This window comes from Mucilaginibacter conchicola (assembly GCF_003432115.1).
Classification (GTDB): domain Bacteria; phylum Bacteroidota; class Bacteroidia; order Sphingobacteriales; family Sphingobacteriaceae; genus Mucilaginibacter; species Mucilaginibacter conchicola.
On sequence record NZ_QWDC01000003.1, the window covers coordinates 14,974 to 40,179 of the forward strand.

17 protein-coding genes are annotated in these 25,206 nt (G+C 44.3%); 15 read left to right on the top strand and 2 right to left on the bottom strand.

Annotated features, from left to right (window positions below; translation table 11 throughout):
* The first annotated feature begins 242 nt into the window (after positions 1-242).
* From D0C36_RS16680 to D0C36_RS16720, 9 genes are all read left to right on the top strand, one after another.
* Positions 243-2,705, top strand: a complete 2,463-nt coding sequence (locus D0C36_RS16680) for a glycoside hydrolase family 31 protein (RefSeq protein WP_117392809.1) — start codon at positions 243-245, stop codon at positions 2,703-2,705.
* Between the two features lie 121 nt (positions 2,706-2,826).
* Positions 2,827-3,198 carry a hypothetical protein gene (locus D0C36_RS16685; protein ID WP_117392810.1) on the top strand — a complete coding sequence of 124 codons (372 nt, stop codon included), beginning with the start codon at positions 2,827-2,829 and terminating at the stop codon, positions 3,196-3,198.
* 220 nt (positions 3,199-3,418) lie between these two features.
* Entirely contained in the window at positions 3,419-5,038 is a 1,620-nt protein-coding gene (locus D0C36_RS16690; protein WP_117392811.1) for a DUF6377 domain-containing protein, read from the top strand.
* A gap of 462 nt (positions 5,039-5,500) precedes the next feature.
* The gene (locus tag D0C36_RS16695) at positions 5,501-8,419 is read left to right on the top strand and encodes a SusC/RagA family TonB-linked outer membrane protein (RefSeq protein WP_117392812.1); all 2,919 of its coding nucleotides are present in this window, start codon (positions 5,501-5,503) and stop codon (positions 8,417-8,419) included.
* Between the two features lie 22 nt (positions 8,420-8,441).
* On the top strand, positions 8,442-9,998 hold the full coding sequence (locus D0C36_RS16700; protein ID WP_117392813.1) for a RagB/SusD family nutrient uptake outer membrane protein: 1,557 nt from the start codon (positions 8,442-8,444) through the stop codon (positions 9,996-9,998).
* Positions 9,999-10,084: 86 nt separating this feature from the next.
* Positions 10,085-11,005: a hypothetical protein gene (locus D0C36_RS16705; RefSeq protein WP_117392814.1), complete on the top strand. Its 921-nt coding sequence runs from the start codon at positions 10,085-10,087 to the stop codon at positions 11,003-11,005.
* A gap of 18 nt (positions 11,006-11,023) precedes the next feature.
* Positions 11,024-14,344: a VCBS repeat-containing protein gene (locus D0C36_RS16710; protein WP_117392815.1), complete on the top strand. Its 3,321-nt coding sequence runs from the start codon at positions 11,024-11,026 to the stop codon at positions 14,342-14,344.
* A gap of 47 nt (positions 14,345-14,391) precedes the next feature.
* Positions 14,392-15,720, top strand: a complete 1,329-nt coding sequence (locus D0C36_RS16715; protein ID WP_117392816.1) for a vanadium-dependent haloperoxidase — start codon at positions 14,392-14,394, stop codon at positions 15,718-15,720.
* An 11-nt stretch (positions 15,721-15,731) separates the two neighbouring features.
* Entirely contained in the window at positions 15,732-17,765 is a 2,034-nt protein-coding gene (locus D0C36_RS16720; protein WP_117392817.1) for a glycoside hydrolase family 65 protein, read from the top strand.
* 653 nt (positions 17,766-18,418) lie between these two features.
* On the opposite strand, the gene D0C36_RS16725 is transcribed toward D0C36_RS16720, so the two are convergent.
* Together D0C36_RS16725 and D0C36_RS16730 are read right to left on the bottom strand one after the other, a co-directional pair.
* A complete protein-coding gene (locus D0C36_RS16725; RefSeq protein WP_117392818.1) occupies positions 18,419-19,537 on the bottom strand; it encodes a twin-arginine translocation signal domain-containing protein in 1,119 nt (372 codons plus the stop codon).
* Positions 19,538-19,614: 77 nt separating this feature from the next.
* Positions 19,615-20,274 carry a phosphatase PAP2-related protein gene (locus tag D0C36_RS16730; protein WP_199502051.1) on the bottom strand — a complete coding sequence of 220 codons (660 nt, stop codon included), beginning with the start codon at positions 20,272-20,274 and terminating at the stop codon, positions 19,615-19,617.
* Between the two features lie 290 nt (positions 20,275-20,564).
* On the opposite strand from D0C36_RS16730, the gene D0C36_RS16735 reads away from it, so the two are divergent.
* The 6 genes from D0C36_RS16735 (at position 20,565) to D0C36_RS16760 (ending at position 25,202) form a co-directional block, all read left to right on the top strand.
* Complete coding sequence (locus D0C36_RS16735) at positions 20,565-20,954, top strand: plastocyanin/azurin family copper-binding protein (RefSeq protein WP_199502052.1); 390 nt, start codon at positions 20,565-20,567, stop codon at positions 20,952-20,954.
* A 224-nt stretch (positions 20,955-21,178) separates the two neighbouring features.
* Complete coding sequence (locus tag D0C36_RS16740) at positions 21,179-22,384, top strand: GAF domain-containing sensor histidine kinase (RefSeq protein ID WP_117392819.1); 1,206 nt, start codon at positions 21,179-21,181, stop codon at positions 22,382-22,384.
* 84 nt (positions 22,385-22,468) lie between these two features.
* Entirely contained in the window at positions 22,469-23,410 is a 942-nt protein-coding gene (locus D0C36_RS16745) for a sugar phosphate isomerase/epimerase family protein (protein WP_117393592.1), read from the top strand.
* Between the two features lie 174 nt (positions 23,411-23,584).
* Positions 23,585-23,980: a hypothetical protein gene (locus D0C36_RS16750; RefSeq protein ID WP_117392820.1), complete on the top strand. Its 396-nt coding sequence runs from the start codon at positions 23,585-23,587 to the stop codon at positions 23,978-23,980.
* Positions 23,981-24,553 (top strand): Crp/Fnr family transcriptional regulator, encoded by a 573-nt coding sequence (locus D0C36_RS16755; protein ID WP_233524512.1) that lies wholly within the window; start codon positions 23,981-23,983, stop codon positions 24,551-24,553.
* A 205-nt stretch (positions 24,554-24,758) separates the two neighbouring features.
* On the top strand, positions 24,759-25,202 hold the full coding sequence (locus D0C36_RS16760; RefSeq protein ID WP_117392821.1) for a carboxymuconolactone decarboxylase family protein: 444 nt from the start codon (positions 24,759-24,761) through the stop codon (positions 25,200-25,202).
* Positions 25,203-25,206 lie beyond the last annotated feature (4 nt).

Sequence of the window (25,206 nt, forward strand, 5' to 3'; positions counted from 1 at the left end):
AAGCGATGTCGGGGTGAGTTAAATTCGATGCTTGTAAACCCTTACCCCGTCTATATTACAGCTTATATTTTTGTACCGATATTGATATGAAAACCCGCTTATTTCACCAATAAACGGGTTTTTGCTTTATAAAAATCCGGAGGCCGTTAATATCGGTAGCGTAAGCCGTGTTTCTGTTTTAATTTCATCCGCTGAAAACCAATTATTCCGGCACACTCAAATGTCGGGTACCCCTTTTTAAGATGAAACTAACCCGCTTATTAGCCCTCGCCTTAACTTTTATTGCCCCGGCGCAACTGCTGTATGCCCAAAATGGTGTAAAACAAACTGGCAAAGTAACCGCCGTAGCCGTTAACGGCCAGGATGTAGATATCACTACAGAAAATGCTTTTGTAAAACTGCAGGTGTACAGCCCCAATATTGTACGTGTACGCATGGACAAGCAAAAGCTTGCCGACGATTTCTCGTACGCCGTTATAGGTAAACCTGTTAAAACCAAGGTAACCGTTAACCAAACCGACAGCGAGATCAACATCACAACCGATTCGCTGAAAGTTAATATCAAAAAAAGCCCTTACCAGGTTACCTTCAGTACACTGAATGGCGAGGTGATCAACCAGGATGAGACCGGCCTTACCACATCATGGGTAAATGAATCTGTCACCACCTATAAACACATGCAGGATAACGAGCATTTTATAGGCCTGGGCGAAAAGACTGGTCCACTGGATAGGAAAGGGAATGCCTACACGCACTGGAACAGCGATACTTACGCTTATACCACAGGGCAGGATCCCATTTATTCAACCATTCCCTTCTACATAGGTGTACACCATAATGTTAACTACGGGATCTTTTTTGATAACACCTGGCAAAGCGATTTTAACTTCGGCGCCAGCAACAACCGTTTCTCATCATTTGGTGCCAAAGGCGGTGAGATGAATTACTATTTCATCTACCACACGCACATTGCGGATATCATTAAATCATATACTTCCCTTACCGGATTAATGAAACTGCCGCCGCTGTGGAGTTTGGGTTACCAGCAAAACCGCTACAGCTACTATCCTGAAGCTGAGGTGATGCGCATTGCCGAGACCCTTCGCGAGAAAAAGATCCCTGCTGATGGTATTACTCTTGATATCCACTACATGGATAAATACAAGGTGTTTACCTGGGACGAGAAGCGTTTCCCTGACCCGAAAGCCATGACCAAAAAGCTTGGCGACATGGGCTTTAAGGTAACCCTGATAGTTGACCCGGGCATTAAAGAAGAGAAAGGCTACGGCGTTTATGAGCGCGGTGTTAAAGAAGATATTTTTGCCAAATACCCCGATGGCACTTACTACACAGGCCAGGTTTGGCCGGGCTGGTGCCACTTCCCCGATTTTACGGATCCTAAAGGCCGTGCATGGTGGGGTAACGAGCTAAAGAAATATGCAGCAGAAGGTGTAAGCGGGATATGGAATGATATGAACGAGTTCAGCACCTGGGGACAAAAATCTCCGGATAATATTCTGTTCAGTTTTGAAGGTAAAGGTGCGGCGCATCCGCAGATCCATAATGTTTATGGTTTGGAGATGATCCGCTCGAGCTATGAGGGCTACAAGGCAGCGCGCGAGAATAAGCGACCGTTTATCTTAACCCGCTCCGGCTACGCAGGTCTGCAACGCTATGCCGCCATCTGGACGGGTGACAACCGCGCCGAGAACGATCACATGCTGTTAGGCGTACGCCTGATGAACAGTTTGGGCCTAAGTGGTGTGCCGTTTGCAGGGATGGATATAGGTGGTTTTACCGGTGGTGCATCGCCATCATTATACGCCCGCTGGATGCAGATAGGCGCGTTTAACCCGTACATGCGTAACCACTCGGGCATCAACTCAAAAGCATCAGAGCCTTGGGCTTATGGCGAAGAAGTACTGGAGATAACACGCAACTACATTAATCTTCGTTACCGTTTGCTGCCTTACCTGTACTCAAGCTTTTATGATGCCAGTCAGACAGGTAGCCCTATCATGCGCTCGCTGACCATTGACTATACGCACGATGAGAACGTGTATAATGGTTTGTACGAGAACCAATATATGTTCGGTAAAGCGTTCCTGGTGTTTCCGTTTGATGGGGTGACCAATTACGGTAAGCTTTATTTCCCGGCAGGTAAATGGTATGACCTGTATAATGGCAATGTGCAGCAAGGTAATCAGAAGATAGCCCTTGATCTGGGGATATCTAAACTGCCTGTTTATGTAAAAGAGAGCAGTATTATCCCAATGCAATCGCAGATCCAGAATACTACCGAAGCACCAAGCGATACGCTTTACCTGCACGTGTACAAAGGCAGCGTAAATAATAAATTCGTTTACTACGAGGATGACGGAGCATCGTTCGATTACGAGAAAGGCGATTACTATAAACGCGATATCAGTTATAACCCGGCTAAGAAAGCTATCAGCTTCGGTAAGGTAGAAGGTTCTGCTAAATCAAAGTTCAGCAATGTGAAACTGGTATTGCACGGTTTTGGCGATAACGGTATGCCGGTGAAGGTGAATGGCAAAGCGCTGCAGGCTAAGAAAGATTTCCAGTCGCTGATGGTGCCTATCTCAAGGTTTGATCCTACCGGTTTTTCAAACCCTGTAGAAGGGGAGAAGGTGAACAGCATCACGTTTAAAAATAACAGCGATGCGTTTAGTATCACTTATTAATTAACTAATGGTTGTAGTTTAGTAAGAATGAACATCTGTTAAGAAAATAAATATCTCAAAAGGTAATTATTAATAAATAGGTTAAGTATATTTACTTATAAACCAATTAAATCTATTTATTATGAAAAGGAACCTTTTATCACTTGTTGTGATGCTATGCGCTTTTGTGGGCATGGCACAAGCCCAAACCGCAAAAGTGCCTGCAGCAAAAAATTACGCTGTGCAAAAAGCAGAGGTGCAAAAGCCTGTACTGGCTGCCGTATCTGCCGATGCAGGTAAACCTGCCGTAACAGAGCAGGCCGCTGCGCCGCTGGTAACTTGCTACACTTACACGCTAACAACCAACCAGGGTTTCAGCACCACATACGAGTGGAGAGAATGTGATGGTACTTTGCGCAGGCAGCACTTAGATGTTGGGCAATCAACAAGCGTTTGCGCGCAGGATGGCACCGTAACAGGCGGCCCATACACTAAGGGTGCCGTGTGCCACTAAAGCATTAGCCTGCTAAATTCCGCAGGTTTTTAATAAAACTGCGTTAACGTATACGTTGGCCCGTATCTTATTTTTAAGATGCGGGCTTTTTTATTAAGTTTTTAACAAAAGTGCCCTGCCCAATTTTAATCCGAACTATAATTCTTAATATTACGATTGTTAAGGTTGTACCCCTGAACCACAATTTTACATTACTGATCGATTCTGTTTTAGCCAATTTATGAAAGTGTTGCTCCGGGTATTGTTTATATTGGTTTTGTTGTGTCCTGCTGTAGTGTTTGCTGAAGACTCTGATAGCCTGTTAACCGCTTTAAAGGCAGAAATAGGCCGCAAGAATATTTACGAAAATGCAAAGAAGCAAAGGATACAAGAGCTAAAAAGGCAACAGCACGCCATCCCGCGTACTGATTATGCGAAGCAATACAATATTACCCTTAAACTTTACGAAGAATATAAAGCCTATCAGTATGATTCGGCTTATGTTTACGTGAACAAGCTGAAAGAGATAAGTGCCGCCATGAAAGATGTAAAGTTGATAAACTACAGCCAAACCAAGCTGGGCTTTATCCTGCTGTCATCGGGTATGTTTAAGGATGCATTTGAAGCTATGCACCAGGTAAACTCAAAGGCGCTTAATGATAGCATGCGTAAAGAGTACTATTTTATTATGCTGCGCTGCAACGGCGACCTGGCCAAATATAACAGCGACAGGTACTACAGCCCGGGTTACACCCGTGCAAGTATTGCCTATACCGACTCTGCGCTTAGCGTCTCTAAACCGGGTTCGGCAGATTATATCTATTACTACGGCTTAAAGCTTATTAATGAGAACGATAACCTCAACGGATCAAAAGAGCTGAACAAACTGATGGCACCGGATGCACCTATATCTATGCACCTGCGCGCCATGATAGCCTGCTCTTTAGGTGTGGCCGATATAAACGAGGGTAAAAAAGAAGAGGGGATAGATATGTTGATGCACTCGGCAATTGCCGATATCAAATCATCCACCCGCGAAACGGTGGCCCTTTATACCCTGGCAGAACAGCTTTACAAAACCGGCAACGTAAAAGATGCCTACGAGTTTATACAAATAGCCAAGGCCGATGCCGATTTTTACGGTGCACGCCAGCGCAAGATCCAGATAGGCGCTATACTGCCCGTTTTGGCTGCTGAGGAACTGAACCATTCTGAAAACGAAAAGCGTACTATACTTATATATTTAGGCGCCATTACCGCCCTGGCATCACTGGTGATCATTTTTCTGGTGATGATATACAAGCAGTTGAACAAGCTTAAGCACAAGGAAAGCATCATTGAGCAACAAAACATTCAGCTTAAAGGCGTTAATAACCAGTTGCTTGAGGATGCACGTATTAAAGAAGAGTATATTGGCCAGTTCTTTAAGATCATCTCGGGGTATATCCTCAACCTCGAAAAGTTGAAGATGTCTGTTGATACCAAACTCTCCATTAAAAAGTATGATGATATCAGGGCGATAATCAACGCGGTGAACATCAAAAAGGAGCGCGAAGTGCTATATCACAGCTTTGATCATATCTTCCTGAAGATATTCCCTAATTTTATAGCAGTGTTCAACTCACAGTTTGAAGAGAAAGACCAGATATGGCCCCATGAACACGAAGTGCTGAATACCGACCTGCGGATATTTGCCCTTATACGGATGGGCATAAACGATAACGAGACCATTGCCAAAATACTGGAGTACTCTGTTAATACCATATATGTTTATAAAATGCGCATTAAAGCCAAGGCTAAAAATCCCGAGCTTTTTGAGCAGCGTATAATGGATATAAAGGCAGTTGACACGGTTGAATAAAAGCCATGAGAAATTGTATCATTTGTGATACTTTAAGAACTATTTAAACCTGTTTTTTGATGTAAAAAAGGCTTAAAAGCCTTAAATTGACTTATATTTTTAAGTGATTTTTAATTGTTAAGTATTTGATAATCAAAAAAATAGTATTTAAAAACTTTATATTTTTTTTGAAACGATATAAAGTAGTAGGGAATGCCGCGAAGGACGCACATCTTTGTATAGAGAAAAAGTGTTTTAATAAGTAAAAAGCTTTTAGCACATACTTTTTTCGCACGCTGCATAGCAGATTATAAACCAATATAACCAATATAATTTTTAGAACTTATTAAGCCGGGCGTACCTGGCAGAACGTGAAATACCCCCGGTGCGACCGGTAAGTTTTGCGGTGTATGATGTGAACTTTCAAGAGCAATCCGTATACAAAGAACTTTATATAACCAATTATTAATTAAACCACAAACTATGCAATTTAAACACTTACTCACCTTATGTTTTTTTGCTCTTACCTGTTTGTTTGTTCAGCCGTTGATGGCGCAGAACAAAACCGTTACAGGTAAGGTTTCAGATGCAAAAGACGGCTCAGCATTGCCGGGTGTATCCGTTGTTGTCAAAGGTTCGCAGGTTGGTACCAACACCGACGCGAACGGGCAATTCAAATTATCAGTACCTGCAAACGGTGCTACCCTGGTGTTCTCATTTGTGGGTTACACCCCTCAGGAAGTTGCTGCTACAGGCGGTGCTCCTGTAAACGTTTCATTACAATCTACCTCTACGGCACTTAGCGAAGTTGTTGTAGTAAGTGTGGGTTACGGTTCTCAACGTAAAAAGGACGTAACCGGTGCGGTTGAAAGCATTAGCTCAAAAGATTTCAACCAGGGCGCGGTTATTAACCCATTAACCCAAATTCAGGGTAAAGTTGCGGGTGTTAATATCACCCAGCAAGGTGGTAACCCTAACAGCGAGGATGCCGGTATCTCTATCCGCGGGCAAACTTCTATCTCTGGTAACCAAAACCCTTTATTTGTAATTGATGGTGTTGCTACTACCGGTAACTCGCAGTTCCAAAACCTTTCTCCGGAAGATATCGAATCTTATGACGTATTAAAAGATGCATCTGCAACTTCTATCTACGGTTCTCGTGGTGCAAACGGTGTTATTTTGGTAACTACTAAAAAAGGCCGTCAGGGTCGTGCACAAATTGATTATGCTGGTTTCGTAGGTATCTCTAATCAATCTAAATACTACGATCTTTTAAACGCAACTGAATATGCAAACGCTATTAAAGATATCCCGGGCGTAGATCAAAGCAAGTATTTAAAAGGTGGTGATGTAGACTGGCAACGTGCTATAACCCGCACTGCACTTACGCATAACAATAACATTGCAGTATCTGGCGGTGCAAATGGCTTTAGCTATCGTGGTTCGGTAAACTATTCTTTACAAGAAGGTACTATCAAAAACAATGGCAGGAAGCAATTGGGCTTTAGGTTCAATGCTGATCAAAAAGCGCTTAATGATAAATTAGTTTTATCATTAAACCTGTCAAATACTACGGTTTACCGCGATCAGCTTACCGATCGAGCGGTAACAGAGCGTTACATTTTCAATACGCCACCTACTCAGCCAATTTATAATGCTGATGGTACTTACAATAACTCTTTTAAAGATTTTGACCTGGCTAACCCATTGTACCACTTGCTTGAAACTTACAACAAAGGTACAACTTACCAAACGTTAGGTAACTTCTCTGCTAATTACAACCTTTTGCCATCGTTAAAGATAGGTGCTACCGGTATTTACATCCATGATAATACTTTAACGCATTATTTTCAGCCAACATTTACAAACGAAGGTAACCTGAATACAGCACGTCAGCAGAGCTATAACAAAACTTCGTACCAAAGCAATGCACACATTGATTACAATGAGTCGTTTGGTAAACACAATATATCTGCAACTGCAGTATATGAGTTTAATGATTTCCAGGATGAGAGTTTTGAAGCACAAGGCTATAACTACCTTGTACCAGAGAACTTAGACAACGTTTTACAAGGTGGTGATGCATCAAGAAACAAGATCACATCTTCTAAAACCGAGTACAAGATCATCTCTTACCTGGCGCGTTTAAACTACAACTACGATAACAGGTTTTATTTAACAGCGTCTGTACGTCGTGATGGTTCTGATAAATTTGGTAGAAACAGTCAGTATGGTACCTTCCCGGCTGTTAACGTAGCTTACCGTTTCAAAAAAGACCTGTTAAACAATGTTAGCTGGGTAGATGATATCAAATTACGTTTAGGTTACGGTAAAGTGGGTAACTCAAGCGCTTTGGATCCTTACCAAAACATTACCTTATATGGTGCCGGTCAGAAATATTTTGATGGTGGTAGCTCATTCCAATACCCTTCTACTTATACCTTCATACAAAACCCAAACAGCGACCTGCAATGGGAAGAACGTGTTGGTAGAAACATTGGTTTAGATTTCTCTTTATTTAACAACCGTTTATCGGGTGATATTAACTATTACAACGATAAAACAAACAAAATGCTTTACAGGTATCTTGTACCTACGCCACCGTTCTTTGTGGATAACATTTACGCAAACGTAGGTTCATTAACCAATAAAGGTTTAGAGATCGCCCTTACCGGCCAGGTAGTTAAAGGCACAAACTTTAGCTGGACCATGAACGGACAGATAACCTTTAACAAAACCAAGATAACCAGCCTATCAGGCTCTTATAATGGCTTTAACTTGTCTTCAGACCAGATCATTAGTTCATCTGCATCGGGCCGTGGTTTAAGTTCAGTATTTTTAACATACCTTAAACCGGGGTACCCTATTGATGTATTTTACCTGCAACATTTTGAAGGTGTAAATGATAAAGGCGAATCTCAGTTAAGTTCTGATTTCCGTTACATTGACCCTAACCCTAAGTTTAACTACGGTATAGGCAACACATTTAACTACAATAACTGGAGCTTAAGTTTCTTCTTCAGAGGTGTTTACGGTCAGAAAGTGTATAATAACCCGCAGCTTATTTTTACAACGTTATCTCGTTTACCGGATAATAACGTAACAAAGGATGCGCTTACCAGCGGCAACACAGATGTACGTTCGTCTGATAGGTTCTTAGAAAATGCTTCTTACCTGCGTTTAGATAATGCTTCGTTGGGTTACACCTTTAAAAACATAAAAGGTATATCTAACCTTAGGCTTTACCTTGCCGGTAATAACATCTTTGTTATCACTAAATACAAAGGTTTAGACCCTGAGGTTGCACCGGTTTCTCACTACGTTGATGGTAACGTTGGTACTATACCATCATATCCTAAAACAAGGGCATTCGTATTAGGTGCTAACGTATCATTCAAATAATACTGACATAAATACAAAAAAGATGAAAAAGAAATTATCATATATACTACCTGCTTTGTGCGCGGCGGCGGCAATAATCTCCGGCTGTACAAAGCTGGATAGCCCGGTTCACAACCAGGTATTGCCTGTAGACTACTTTAAAACGCCACAGCAGCTTAATGCGTTTGTAGCGCAAGCCTATACACCAATGACACAGATCCCGGCTAATGCGGTGTTCCAAAACAACGAAGCATCAAGCGATGAGTTGGTAGTACCAACCAGGGGTAACGACTGGTTTGACGGTGGTAAATGGCAATCAATATGGTTACACACCTTTGACTACACTATTGATAATATTAACAATGGTTGGAAAGACCTGAGCAATGGTATTGGTAAATGTAACCTGGTATTAAGCACGCTGGCAACACTCCCTGATGCGCAAAAGCCTGCTAACTACGAAAAATCTATTGCCGAGATAAAAGTGCTTAGGGCATATTACTACTTCATGTTTATGGACATGTTTGGTAACGTACCATTGGTAACCGACTTTAATACCGACCCTACCAAGATCACCCAGTCTACCCGTAAAGAAGTTTATGACTTTTTGGTTAAAGACATATTGGATAACGTTGAAAAACTTGATGAGCCTGCTACAGGTATGAACGCCTCTTATGGCCACATGACAAAATGGGGTGGCTACATGCTTTTGGCAAAACTATACCTTAATGCACAGGTTTACACCGGCACTGCCGAATGGCAAAAAGCCAGTGATGCATTAGATAAAGTGATCAATTCTGGCAGATACTCGTTATCAAGTGATTTCTTATCAAATTTTGCTACATTAAACGAAGGCTCGCCAGAGAATATCTTTGTTGTGCCTTTTGATAACATCAATATTGGTGGTAACAGTATTGAGATGTACACGTTAAATTATAACAACATTTACACTTATGATCTAACCAATACACCTTATAACGGTTTCTGTGCGCCACCTGCGTTTTTCAATAAATTTGCAGATAACGATGCCAGGAAAAAAATGTGGGCTTACGGCCAGCAGTACCGCTCTAACGGCGAATTGTTAAAAGACCAAAGCACCGGTGTTAATGTAATTTTAAACCCCGATTTTACCGACCTGAGCAACCCTGCTACTGCATTTAAATTTGCAGGTGCCCGTGGTATAAAATACGCTCCGCAGGCAGGCACCCAAGGCGATGTTAGCAACGATGGTGTAATATTCAGGTTTGGTGATGCTTTACTAATGAAAGCAGAAGCATTATTGCGCTTAGGACAAACAGGCCCTGCAGTTACGCTTGTAAATCAAGTAAGAAGCAGAGCAGGTTTAACTACTCCTTTAACAGCTGCACAGCTTACACCTCAACGTTTACTTGATGAGCGCGGCTTTGAAATGGCTTGGGAAGGATGGCGCCGTAACGACCTTATCAGGTTTGAGGTTGCTGACAACCTGCCATATTTCACCGGCGCAAGAGAGCCAAAGAAAACAGCAGATCCGGATAAACACACCTTTATTTATCCGATCCCGCAACAGCAGTTGATCACCAACAACAAGTTGAAACAAAACCCAGGTTACCCGGGTAACTAATACCAATTAGAAGTTAAACGTGCTATATTTAGTTTTAAACTAAACTATAGCACGTTTTCTTTTTATATCGTTTTCTATATTGCTACATGAAGAAATGGCTTATACCTGCGGGTATATTATTTTTGGCAGCCGCATTAGCCCTTATCCCTGTTGTACAAACCCGGCAACTAACCATCAATTCGTCATACTTTAACGTTTACCAGGGCCTGGCTAAAGCCCAAAACTGGGCTAAATGGTATCCTTATTTAAAAACGGAGCGTGCCAGCGTACAAGGTGATAGTGTAAATAATTTTAAGATCAAAGGTCGGTCGTCTAAAATTGAATTAAGAACCATAGGTTTAGCAGCTTTTAATGTTAATATAACCGGTAACAAAGGGGCAGGTTCCTTTCAGTGTGTGGTAACTGCAAATCCGAAAATGAATGTTACGGATATGATCATCAGCCGGCATTATAAATTATTAGGTTATCTACAGGCAATAGCCGGGGGCGATGGTGATGAAACTTTTATCGATGATCTTAAGAATTACCTTGAAGATCCGTTGTCTTATTACGGATTTGCAATGAAACTGCAAACTACTAAAGATCAGTTTTTGATTGTAAAAGATGGCAAGTATCTAACCGACAGCGTATGTCCTGATAATATCGCAACGCTTAATTACCTTAAAAATGTTGCAGCTAAACTAAAGTTAAAAACGGGCGAGTTGCGTTTGCAGTATGTTTCTGCTATAAAAGATTCTACCAGTTTAATACTTGGCATCGCCATTCAAGGCGAAAGACATGCAGATAGCGCGGTGCAATACATGCAAATGCCCGGCAGTAAAGTGCTGGCGGGTACGTTTAAAGGTAAGTATAAAGACCGGCAACAGCTTTACCGCGCACTGTACCTTTACATGGCAGATCATAACATGCACCAGCAAACAAAACCCTATGAAACATTTATAAATAACCAGTTACCGGCCAATGATGAAACTATTGTTGATATGCAGGTGATAGTTCCGTATGTTTAAAGAGTTATACCAATAAAAATGTCTTTCAGAATACCGGTTAGTGCTTGTTTCACCCTGATTATTTGCCTTACTTTTTTTAGCGCCTGCAACCCTAAGAAAAGCAAGGTTAGTATATTTAAAAAGCTGCCCGCTGATGGCAGCAACGTAAAGTTTGTAAACAAAAACACCGAAGGCGCTTCGTTCAATATTCTCGATTACCTGTACTTCTACAATGGTGCGGGCGTAGCTTCTGCCGATTTTAATAACGACGGACTGGAAGACCTTTACTTCGTATCAAACGAAGGAGAGAATAAGCTCTATTTAAATAAAGGCAACCTTAAGTTTGAAGATGTTACCAAAAAAGCCGGCCTTGCAGGCACCGGTAGTTGGAAAACCGGCGTTACCGTGGTTGACATTAATGGCGATGGTTTTAAAGATATATACGTATCAGTAGTAAGCGGCTATAAAGGGTTTACCGGTAAAAACCAATTGTACATCAACAATGGCGACATGACCTTTACCGAATCTGCTGCTAAATATGGGCTGGATTTTGAAGGTTTTTCTACACAAGCCTGTTTCTTTGATTATGATAAGGATGGCGACCTGGATATGTTCCTGCTTACTTCATCAGTGCATGATAACAACTCTTATGGCGATGCCACCCAGCGTTTGGTAGTTGATAAAAAAGCGGGTGACCACCTCTTCAGAAACGATGGCGGCAGGTTTACTGACGTTACCGACGGCTCGGGCATCTACTCATCTGCCATCGGTTACGGCCTCGGCGTAAGTATAGGCGATCTTAATAACGACGGTTGGGATGATATCTACGTTAGTAACGATTTTTTTGAGCAGGATTATTACTACATCAACCAGCACAACGGCACTTTTAAAGAAGAGCTGAAAAGTGCTTTTGGCCATACCAGTCTTTACAGTATGGGTAACACCATTGGCGATATAAATAAAGATGGCCACCTTGATGTGCTTAGCACCGATATGCTCCCCGGGGAGTTAGCGGCCCTTAAATCAACTGTAATGGGCGAATCGCTGGATATTAATAACCAGCAGGTGCTATCGGGCTATCATTATCAATACACAAAAAACTGCCTGCAGCTAAATGTGGGCAACGGCAAAAAGTTTGTGGATATAGGCCTGTATGCAGGTGTATCGGCTACAGACTGGACATGGTCGCCTATTATGCAGGATTTTGACATGGATGGGTACAAAGACCTGTTTTTTTCAAACGGGATAAAAAAGCGGTTGAATGATATCGATTACCTTAAATATCTTAACGACCCAAGTGTAGCCGGGGATTTTAAAACCAGCCGTTTTTTTGATAGCGAAAAAATAAACCTGATGCCAGGCGGTAAGGTACACAGCTACCTTTACCATGGTAATGATACACTGAAATTTGACGATATATCTGATGGTAACGATATGGTTGATCCGTCCATGTCATCAGGTACCGTGGCTGTAGATCTGGATAACGATGGCGACCTTGAACTGGTAACCAACAACATGGATGAGCCCGCATTCATTTACCAAAACATGACGATGGAGAATGCCAAAGAGGCCAAACCATCATACATAAAACTGAGCACCAAATACACCAAACAAAATCCCGATGCCATAGGTGCTAAATTTTTTGTACGCTCGCAAAAACAGGTAGATCACCAGGAGATACAAACCAGCACGGCCTACGCAAGCACCCAGCAAAGCAACCTGTTGTTCACTTTCCCAAAAGGGGATAAACCGGTAGAGATGCTGGTGATATGGCCCGATAACTCATACCAGTTGGTGAAAGATTTTACAACAGGTAAGAAATCTGTTATCGGGTACAAAAAAGAAAATACGCAAACAACCGCAGATATAGGAGTTGTGATAAACCAGTTTATCAGCAAGGATAAGCAGTTTACCTATGTTGATGTTAAGGCTGATACACTCGGCAGCGTTAAGCCATCCGAATCGCTTGATTTTAATCACTATGGCTTGCTGCCGCACGGCTACATGCCGCATGTACCCGCTATTGCAGTTGCCGATGCGAACAATGATGGTATTGATGATATTTACGTTGGCGGCATAGCCGGCGAAGAGAAATACCTGCTGGCAGGCACCAGGGATGGCACTTTTATAAAAGTTGTGGTTGATGCATTTGCGGCCTCAAAAGATCTGGCCGATGTTGATGCCCGCTGGCTGGACGTAAACGGCGACGGCCTGCAGGATATTGTGGTGCTAAGCACTGATAACCCTTTTGTTGATGTGAGCAAACGCAAGCAGCCGAGGTTGTATATTAACAAAGGCAATTTCAAGTTCGAGGCGAAGGCCTTGCCGATGGTTACCGTGCAACCTTCGGCCTTATTTACCTATGATTTTAATGGCGATGGCTTGCAAGATCTGTTATTAGTGAACGGAATAAACTTTGAAAATTACACTGCCGAAGCCGAATCTGTAGTGTTGCTGAACACAAGAGGCGGCAATTTTACCTTAGCGCCAAAAGACGCCTACAAGGATATCACCTCAATAAAACACATCACCAGTGTTAACGCCGCTGATGTAAATGGCGATGGTAAACAGGATGTAGTGATCACTGCCGAGTGGCGGCCGGTGCAGATCTTCCTGAACGAGAATAAGAAGCTGGTTAAACAAGCCAATCCTGTTGTAGATGCACAAAAAGGCTGGTGGCAAAGCGCCATGGTAACGGATATTGACGGCGACGGCAAAGCCGACCTGCTGGCAGGCAACTGGGGACTTAATAACAAATACAACGTTAACCCGCAGCAGCCGCTGTATGCCTACAATACCGACCTGGATAAGAATGAAAAGAACGATTTGATCCTGTCTTATTTTTATCAGGGCAAGTACTATCCATTCAGGCCTAAGAATGATCTGGAGATGGAGCTGCCATTTATTAAAAAAGAGTTTTTGAGTTACCAGAAAATGGCCGATAAAACCACCGATGAGATCTTTAAAGATAAGCTATCAGACGAGGGTAGGATGGAAGCCAACCAGTTCAGCACCATGTTCATGAGCAACGTGCTGAACGCAAAAGCAGCTGTGGCTCTGCCATACTTGTATCAGCAAGCCCCTGTACGTAACATATTACCGCTGAACAACAAACAAGGGGATATTTTGCTGAGTGGCAACTTTTGGCAGGTGCCGCCTTACGAGGGCCGGTATGATGCTTTAGGTTTGGTTACAACGCATTACGATAAAGCCACAAAGCAATTCGCTAAGCCGGAGTATTGGTTGAATGATCTGCTGAACTCGCAGGAATTAACCCGCATTTATCCGTACAAAACAACCACAGGTACGTGCTTTATTGCCGTTACTTATGATGGCAAACTCATGCTGGTTACCAAATGAACTGAATTTAATAACGCCAATATAGAAAAGGTTAAAACCCTGTAGCTATGAAACGTTTCCTGATACTATTTGCCGCCTCGATACTGCTATTTGCATCATGCAAAAACGCTGACTATAAAAAGGTTACCAACGACCCTGAACTTTACCGTGTTACCGTAAAACGGTTGAATGATATTGTGCTGGAAAATAACTTCCCGCCGGTAATTGCATCGCGCAACTATGTATACGCCAATATTGCCGCCTATGAGGTTATCGCCGCCGGCGACCCTGAGCATTACCGCTCATTAGCAGGCCAGATAAAACACATGCCCGCCATGCCAAAGCCGGAGAAAGGTAAGGAGATAGATTTCCATTTTGCTTCTTTACTCTCGTTCTGCTACGTGGGCAACGCTGTTACCTTCCCCGAAGGAAGCATGTTCAAATATGTGGATGAGTTGAAGAACAAAATTAAAGATGCAGGCATGCCCTCTGAAGTGTTCGAAAACTCGATAGCATACTCTGATACGGTTGCCAAAGCCATCATGAAATGGAGCAAAAAGGATAACTACGCCGCCACCCGATCGGCCAGTAAATACAATGTGGTACGCAAGGATGGCCGCTGGATCCCTACTCCACCCATGTACGCACAAGCGCTTGAGCCGCACTGGGGCGAGATCCGCCCGATGGCGCTGGATTCGGCTTCACAAATACCTGCACCCGAGCCACCGGCATATAACATGACAGATAAGAACAGTGTGTTCTATAAAAACGTAATGTACGTAAAAGGCAAAGTTGACAGCCTCACCGCCGACCAAACCCACATGGCCGATTTTTGGGATGATAACGCCTTTAAGCTGAATGTGATAGGTCATGCCCAGTTTGCTACCAAAAAGTTTGGTCCCGCAGGGCACTGGATGAACATTGCCGGCATCGGTTCCAAAATGGCAAAGGCGGATTTTAATACTACGGTTGCCGCTTATACCAAAGCGTCGATTGCTTTGTTTGATGCTTTTATCAACTGCTGGTACGTAAAATATAAAGCCAACAGCGTGCGCCCCGAAACGGTGATCAACAAACTGATCGATCCTAACTGGAAACCGCATATCCAAACACCACCATTCCCTGAGTATATCAGTGGGCACGCGGTTATCTCAGCAGCTGCGGCCGAGACTTTGACTGATAGCTTTGGCGATAATAAGCCTTATACCGATTCATCTGAGACTGAATTTGGGATTCCTGCACGGTCATTCAAGTCATTTAGGGATGCGGCTAAGGAAGCCTCAATGTCGCGCGTATATGGTGGTATCCACTACAAAATAGCCTGCGGTATTGGTACCCAAACAGGTATAAAAATTGGCGACCTGGTGAACCAAAAATTACAACTGAAGATCAAGTAAACTAACCTTATATGAAAAGATTTTTTGCTTTGCTTAGCGGCATGGCCTTAGCCGCAGGTGTGTACGCACAAAACGTTAGCCCCTGGGTGATAAAAGCAGATAAGATAGACCCTAACAACTATTACGGCATCACCGTTGCCAACGGCATGATAGGCATTGTATCGTCTCCCGAGCCTTTTAAGGTGAAGAACGTAGTGCTGGCCGGTGCGTATGACCTTTATGGCCGTGGCCGTGTTAGCAATTTCCTCAACAGCTTTAACCTGTTGAATATGTACCTTGAAGTGGATGGTAAGCGCCTCGATGGCAAAATGGTAAGCAACTACCGCCAGGAACTGGATATGCAGCACGCCGCCATGACCACCACTTTTGATTATGGCGATAAAGCAACCATCAAATACACGTATTACTCGCTGCGCCAGCTGCCGTTTACCGTTTTAACTGATGTAAGCATCACCGCCAAAAAGGCCATCAACATTACCGCTGCCAGCGTAATGGAAGCACCGGATGCATTGAAAGAAGTGCAGAACTATTACAACGAGATAGACCGCCCGCATGTTACCATCAGCCTGCTCACCTCAACCGCAAAATCGCCTACGGGTAAACTGCAGCTTTGTGCATCAACATCATTTTTATTTAACGAGGAGCATGGTAAAGAGCCGCGCGTTATTCACGAGATGTGGGACAACAACATGCACCTGATGAAATTCAGCAAGGCCATGAGCGCCGGGCAAACCTACAAGTATGGTGTTACCGGTTCATCCATCACCTCGGCCCACCATGCCGACCCGCTGAATGAAGCCGAGCGTTTAACCATCTTCGCCAAGCTGGAAGGAAAAGACAGGCTCATCCAGTTCCATAATAAGGCTTGGGATGATCTTTGGAAAAGTGACATCCAGATCGAAGGCGATGCACAAGCCCAGCAGGATGTACACAGCATGCTGTATCACCTGTATTCGTTCTCGCGTGCCGGAACGGCTTTGTCGCCATCACCCATGGGCTTATCGGGCTTAGGTTACAACGGCCACGTATTTTGGGATACCGACCTTTGGATGTACCCCGCCATGCTGGTGCTGCATCCTGAGATAGCGAAATCAATGGTGGAGTACCGTTTTGAGCGTTTGGAGAATGCCCGCAAAAATGCTTTCTCGCACGGTTATAAGGGCGCAATGTTCCCGTGGGAAAGTGCCGACAGTGGGGTAGAGGAAACGCCTGTTTGGGCTTTGAGCGGTCCGTTTGAGCACCACATCAGTGCCGATGTGGCCAACGCTGCATGGTTGTATTACTGCGTTACGCAGGATAAACAATGGCTGCGCGATCGCGGCTGGCCGTTGCTATCTGCCACGGCCGATTTCTGGGCAAGCAGGGTAGAACGCAACGGTGCCGGTCATTACGATATCAAAAACGTAGTAGCTGCCGATGAATGGGCCGAGAATATCGATAACAACGCATTCACTAACGCTGCTGCCAAAGCTAATCTGATGAATGCCACTGCTGCTGCGCAGATATTGGGCCTGCAGGCCGATAGCGATTGGGTACATGTAGCCAACAATATCCCGATCCTTAAAATGAGCAACGGCGTTACGCAAGAGCATACCCAATACAAAGGCGAAGGTATTAAACAAGCCGATGTGAACCTGCTGGCTTATCCGCTTAAAACCATTACCGACCCTGCCCAAATAAAACGCGACCTGGAATACTACGAAACCCGAGTACCTAACGAAGGCACACCAGCCATGACCCAGGGTGTATTCGCATTGTTATACGCTCGCCTCGGCAACGGCCAGAAAGCTTACCACTGGTTTAAGGATGCATACGAGCCAAACCTTAACCCGCCGTTCCGTGTGATAGCGGAGACCAAGGGTGGCACTAATCCGTATTTTGCTACAGGTGCAGGCGGCATTATCCAGGCTATGCTAATGGGCTTCGGCGGGCTGGACATTACCCCGACAGGGATCACTCAGATAAAAAGCGCACTGCCATCTAACTGGAAATCGTTAAAAATTACCGGCGTAGGGGTTGAGAAGAAAACTTATAAGGTGAAATGAGGAAATAAACACTGGTCTAAGGTGACTGACAGGATTTTGTCAGTATTTACAGATATTGTAGAGACGCGATACCCCGCGTCTCTACTTGTTTAATCCCGATGCTAATCCCAAGCGTCATTGCGAGGAACGAAGCAATCTCTTTAGGAAAAGTCTGTGTGAAAAGTTAACGTCAGTCTGCTCATAGCCGCAGGGGCCTATTACTTTTTCCTTGATGAAAAAGTAACAAAAAATCATACAGCAAAGAGGCTTCTTTTCGCACAAGGCCTTTTCCCTGCAAATCGGTCGGAACCACGGGCTGCAAAATCTTGCCGCAACTTCGTTCGCATCTGGCCATCGCTTCAGGCAAGTATTGCTATGCCCTTACCACGCACGAGGCCACCATTGTTCCGCCCGCTTTTGTCCGAAGCTTTTTTGCTGACGCGCAAAATGGAAAGAAAAAGCACGGACGGGACGCTCCCGGAAAAATGCGACATAGCGTAACGTGCGGATAGCACTGTATTGCTAAAGCAGAAACATTGTAGCGCGTTACCAAGTCGCGAGTTTTTTCTTTGGTTACTTTCTTTTTAGCGGAAAAAAAGAAAGTAACATCCACTGACGGCTCATATCAATCACCAACATTCCTAATGGAATGCTGATAATAAAGCGATCCAAGGCTACACCCGCGTCAGCTTCACCGGCGCGGTATGGTTGGCATTCCACTGGCAAACATAGATGCTTTTATCTTCGTCAATGCATACATCATGGCCGTGCATAAAGGTGGCATTTTTGGCTTGCAGGGTTTGCTGTAGTACACCGTTCTTGTAAACCGGTGCCATACCACCCGGGTTAGAGATCACTCTGTTATCCTTATCCAGAATAGTAACAAAGCCCGAGCCGTCAAACTGCTTTCCTTCGGCATTTTTTGACCAGCATACACCGGCGTAAATGTTGCTGTCGTTTATCACGGCACGGCAAACGTACATGCCCGGCATATCTATGCGTTTAATGAATTTGCCATCCATGGTGAATAACTTAAAGCAATTTTCCTCGCGGGATGTGCATATCAGGGTAGGGTTATTCTTATCGCGGGTATCAACGGTTATGCCGTGAGCATTGCGCAGGTTATGGTCGGGATTGCTGTTGTGGTGCCCGCCGAAGTGACGGATATACTTACCCTTTGCATCGTATTGGATAATATAATCTGAACCATAACCATCGGCCACATAAATATCACCGTTAGGGGCAACGGCCGTTTCGGTAGGTTTAAAAGGTTCATCATCCTTATAAATACCAATGGTACGCGGGTGGCCTATAGCGAAAATCAGCTTACCATCCGTGGTGGTCTTTAAAACCTGTCCTGCCTGCCCGTAGGTGTTGCCCGTGCGGTCTAAAGCCCAGCCGCAATCTGTTAGTAATAGAAAATCTTCACCGCCCTCTTTGCTGATGGTGAGTCCGTGACCGCCTGGTAGCGATGTGCCCCAATAATCAAGCAACTTGCCCGATTTATCAAAAATAAGCACGTTGTTATGTGTATGATCGCCCAGCATTATGAGGCGGCCTTTGCTGTCCTGCACCATCTCGTGGCAGTTAGCCAGCGGGGTATTGTTTACGCTTATCTTAGCCCAGCTCTTATCAACCTTGTAGGTAAAACCGTTGTGGCCTATCAATTGCTCGTCGGCGGGTTTGTCTTTATGTAATATGGTGAAACCTTTGGCAGCAGGTGCTGCAGTTGCAGCAACGGTGGCAATGGCAGCGGTTTTAAGGAAGTTTCTGCGTGGGTTATGGGTAGTCATAAACAGGTATGATTGGTATCAACCCAAAAATACAGGTATTGCCTGTTTACACAAGTTTAAAATGAAATAACCGGAAGTTAATCTTCTAAGTTGGTTAGGCGGTCTATCTTAAAAATGCGGCGAACCAGCCTGTAGATAATGTAAACGGCAACGGGCGCAACCACCACATCAACCGTGTAATGGATATGTTGTACCAGCAGTAAAACCATCACGATAGCTGCTGAGATAAAGGCCAGTATCTTGTCGTTACGTTTTTCTAAACAAAGAAATATCAGCACCATGGTTGAGGTGTGGCCCGAGAAGAACAGATCGCGGGTGATATCGGTGTTGCCGTAAAAAACACTTGTAAGTGGGTCTATCAAGTGAATAAGCCCTTTTGGCGGATCTAAGGAAATAAACAGGATGGTGAGCATCCGGGTAAGGTTAATAAATATCAGCGACCATACGTAGTTGATATAGATAACCGGGTTATACATAGCTCTTATAAGGATGAGCAGGCCCATGCCCCATATCAGCGTAAAAATGTAAGGAGAAACATCATGAGCCGGGAGATGCTCCAGCACCCAATCGTTAAGTAAAGCGCCCTGGCGGTTTTGGATATAGTTGAAAAAGAACGGCATGCCCAACAGCATTACAGCAATAATAGCCGAGCCTATAAGCAATTTATCGCGCTTTTTTGGCGATTGCAGGGCAGCTACCCAAGCTTCTTTAATTGTCCTTTTCCGTTTCGTTACCACTATATAAATTAAAGGAGCGCAAAGTTAAAAAAAGCATCAGTATTAATTAGGGGTTATTTTAATATAAAGTTGAGGTTAGTGTCATATTTGAGCCCCCTCTAAATCTCCCCCCCCCCCCCAATAGGGGAGACTTTAAAACATTCTTCTTTAAGCCCTCCCTCCCGGGGAGGGTTTGGGTGGGGCTTCTTCAGAGAGGGGCAGGGGGTGAGTCAACTTTTTTTTGCTCCTCAGGCAACCATCCTTAACCATGCCAGCGTAATCATATCAAAACAACACCAAATACATTTGATATGAAAAAGTACGTTTTAGGCATCACCATGATGTTCGCTGTAATTGTAATTGCTATTGCGGCATGCTCAAAATCAAAAAGCGACCCTACGCCTACCGACCCAACTAACCCCACCAACCCAACAAACCCAACTGGTGGTACCAATGCAGTAAGTATTAAAGATTTTGCCTTTTCGCCGGCTACCATTACCATTAAAAAAGGCGAGAGTGTAACCTGGACAAACAGCGATTCGGCACCGCACACCGCTACCGAAGATGCCGGTGCGTTTGATAGCGGCAGCCTTGCTACCGGTGCTAAGTTCAGCAAATCATTTGCTGCAACGGGCACATTTACCTACCACTGTACCTTCCACAGCAACATGGTAAATGCCAAGGTAATAGTTACCGACTAATAGGAGAATACGTTGATTAGGATGTGTTATATTGGATAGTGTGAAGCCCCGCAAGGGGCTTCTTTTATTTGAGGTTATCACCTCATTTTGCTGCTGGTATTGTTATTGCTCAACTCTCTATTATGCCCAAAGGCAAACTTTACGCAAAAAAATAATGTTTTTGTTGGTAAGGGTATTTTGAAATACCGGCCAATAACAGAAATTAGAGACATCTAAATTATACCATGCAACAGCAGCCGATACCACATAACGAAATGGAGAGGGTTTTAGAACTTTCCGATTACGACCTCGATTATACCAGCTTTCAGGATAGTTTTAAAGATCTGGCCAAACTGGCCGCCAAAGTTGCCGGTACCGAGATCTCGCTGGTAAACCTTATCGATTCTTTTACCCAGTGGAGTATCACTAACCACGGTTTGGAAACCGAACCCACTCCCCGCGAAGAAACTGTTTGCCAGTATACTATCTTAGGCGATGACCCTTTTGAAGTGCAGGACCTTGCTGCCGATGATCGTTTTAAAGATAAAGGTTATGTAACCGATGAACCCAAACTGCGTTATTATTTCGGCGTTCCGCTGCGGACTGAGGATGGTAATAATCTTGGTGCTTTATGTGTATTGGATAAAGATGCAAGAGCCTTACCGCCCGAGAAGGTTGAGCTACTGAAGATCATCGCTAACGAGATAGTGAACCGCCTGCGTGCCCACAAGATCATTAGCGGGCTTAAAAGTAAACTGCAGGAAGCCAACGAAACTAAAAAGAAAGTAGCACATGATATCCGCGGTCCGTTGGGCGGGATAATTGGCCTGGCGCAGGTAATAAGCGACCAGGGGCACGAGAACGAACTGGATGAGGTGCTGGAGTTTATTAACCTGATACAACGCAGCGGTCGCTCATTACTGGAATTGGCCGATGAGATACTTACCGTTGATAACCCCAGACGTGAACTGAAAAGTGACGAGTTTAACCTGCTGGTATTAAAAGAAAAACTGGAGCAGTTATATACTCCGCAGGCACGTACCAAGGGTATTGGTTTTACCATCAATACCTCTATTGATTCGGCCAATATTCCGTTCTCGCGCAATAAATTGTTGCAGATCATCGGTAACCTCATCTCAAATGCCATGAAGTTTACCCCGCCCCATGGCAAGATCTCGGTTGATCTTAGTTTGAAGCAAGGCACTACGGAAAATATACTGCAGGTAAACGTTTCAGATACCGGTGTAGGCCTTAGCCGGGAAGCTATTGAAAAGATACTGAGCGGAACGGCAAGATCAACTGATGGCACGGGTGGCGAGCAGGGCTATGGCTTCGGGCTGGCGCTGGTGAAACATCTGGTAGAATCATTAAAAGGCAGCATGAATATTTATTCTGAGGCCGGTAACGGGGCCAGTTTTGAGATCCTGCTGCCACAGGCGCATGCGAAGTAACACTTTTAATACACGTTTTGGCGGATGCTTTATTTTAATAACTTTGGTGTAAACCAGATTATTAAATCTCACAAAACACATTTCATGGAAAAACAACATTTAAGCAGGCGCCGCTTTATTGCTACCGGTGCATTTGCAGCGGGTGGTTTATTGTTAGCCTCAAAAGCGGGCAAAGCGGCATCATTGGTTGCCGGTGCCTGGGCTAAACCAAACTCGGTTATTAACGGCGTACAAATAGGGGTTATCACTTACTCGTTCCGCAGCATGCCGGGCACTGCCGAAGACTTGCTTAAATACTGCATCGATACCAACATTAACGCTATTGAATTGATGGGCGATGCTGCCGAGGCCTACGCCGGTGCGCCAAAACGGGATGCTTCACAAAGCTGGCAGGATTTTGCCCCTAAACTGGCTGAGTGGCGCGCATCTGTATCTATGGATAAGTTTAAAGAGCTGCGCAAAATGTATAACGATGCAGGTGTTACCATCTACGCCTGGAAACCCAATGCCCTTGGCGCTAAAAATACTGATGCCGAGATAGATTACGCTTTTAATGCAGGTAAAGCTCTTGGCGCTAATCATGTTACGGTTGAGCTGCCAGATGAGGCCCAAACCAAACGCCTTGGCGACCTGGCTGCCAAACACAAAATGATGGTAGGTTACCACGCACATACGCAAGCTACACCTACACTGTGGGATACCGCCTTAAGCCAATCTAAATATAACGGCATCAATTTGGATATCGGCCATTACGCATCAGGTACCAGCAGCAGCCCTGTGCCGTTCATCGAGAAATACCACGACCGCATTACCAGCATGCACATCAAAGACCGCAAGTTCCACGATGGCCCTAATGCACCATGGGGCGAGGGCGATACCCCAATAAAAGAGGTACTGCAGCTGATGAAGAAAAACAAATATAAATTCCCGGCTACTATTGAGTTGGAATACAATATCCCGGCCGGCTCTGATGCCGTTGCCGAAGTTAAAAAATGCCGCGCCTATGCTGCGGATGCGCTGAAGTAAGAAAAAGTATTCACCCACGCGTCATTGCGAGGTACGAAGCAATCTCTTTAGGACAGGTTAACGCCTTGCATTCCGGATTTGCTTCAAGAGATTGCTTCGTACCTCGCAACGACGTGAAACGCTAAAAAGCCATGCTAACTATATCAGCATGGCTTTTTTATTTATCTTCGGCACATGAAAAAACTCCTATACCTTTTAGCTATTGTTTTATTTGCCACCGGTTGCAGTAAAACCATTTACCACATGAACCGCGGTGAGCTTCGTATCCCTAAAAAAGATACTTACCAGGTACAGTATATCACCGAGGTTGCCCCAGGCGGTAAAGCTAAAATGTATTACATAGGCGCCGATAATGTTCAATACTTCGAAGAATCGCTTACGGGTAAGTTCGATAAAACTTTCACCATTAAATCCGGTAAAGAACTCAAAGTTACAATAGATGCCAAATTACCAAAAAGAGCACTTAAGAGCACCCTGCACACCATTGTAAAGGTTGACGGCGAAGCCATAACCGACCAGACACAAGCCGGCGAAAATGTTGCCTTCCGCTTTTGGTTTAAACTGCCGTAAATGATCTACCCGCAGCTTATAGCCCACATAAACCGCCATGTAAAGCTCACGCCCGATGAGGAAATTTTGCTTTGCGACAGCCTTCAGTTGCTCAAATTTAGAAAGAAAGAGATCATACTGGAGCCGGGCAAACACTGCAAAGGCGAGTATTTTGTGCTGAGCGGACTGCTGCGCCAATACTACGTAAACGCCAAACTGAACGAACAGATAGTGCAGTTTGCCCTTGAAAACTGGTGGATGGCCGACCACGACAGCCTGGTGAACAACGTGCCCGCCACTACCTATATCCAAACCATTGAGGCCAGTGAAGTGCTGTTACTGCCCGCCAAAGATAAAGACAGGCTGCTGGCAGAAATACCTGCGCTGGAAACCTATTTCAGGATAATGATGCAGCGCGCCTTTGTTGCCTCGCAGCGCCGCATAGGCTTCATCTTTAACCAAACCGACGAAGAACGCTACCGCTACTTCATTAGCCTGTTCCCCGGCTTTGTACAGCGCATACCCCAATACATGCTGGCATCATACCTTGGTTTTACGCCACAGTTTTTGAGTAGGATAAGAGCGAAAGGATAGAATCAACATTAGAATCAAGATATTAGAATCAAGAATCAAGACAGAAGAAAATTCTGATGTTTGTTCGCAAATAAATATGCAAGGTAAATCTTGGTTCTTGACTCTTATCTCTTGACTCTCTTCCAGGCTTTTTCTTAACCTTAGTTCATTTTTTGAGGGCTTGTTTGTGTGCAACTTTGTGATAACAAATCAAACAAATAAAGCCATGAAAAGAGTAAATCTGTTTAAAACACAACCCGAAGTATACAAAGCTATGTTAGGTTTAGAGAATGCGGTTAAAGATAGCGGTATTGAGCCAATTCACTATGAATTGATAAAGCTCCGCGCTTCGCAGATAAATGGTTGCGCGTACTGTTTGGATATGCATAGCCGTGATGCCCGTAAATTAGGTGAGACCGAGCAACGTATCTACACCCTTAACGCCTGGAGAGATACCCCGTTCTTCGACGAGAAAGAACAGGCCATTTTAGCCCTTACCGAAGAGGTGACACTGATAAGCAAAGGTGGCGTATCTGAAGCTACCTACAACAAAGCTGTCGAGGTTTTGGGTGATGATTATGTAGGCAAAGCAATTGCAGCGGCGGTTGTTATCAACGCCTGGAACCGCATCGCCATCAGCACGCACATGCAACCTGCTTTGCAGAAGTAATTTA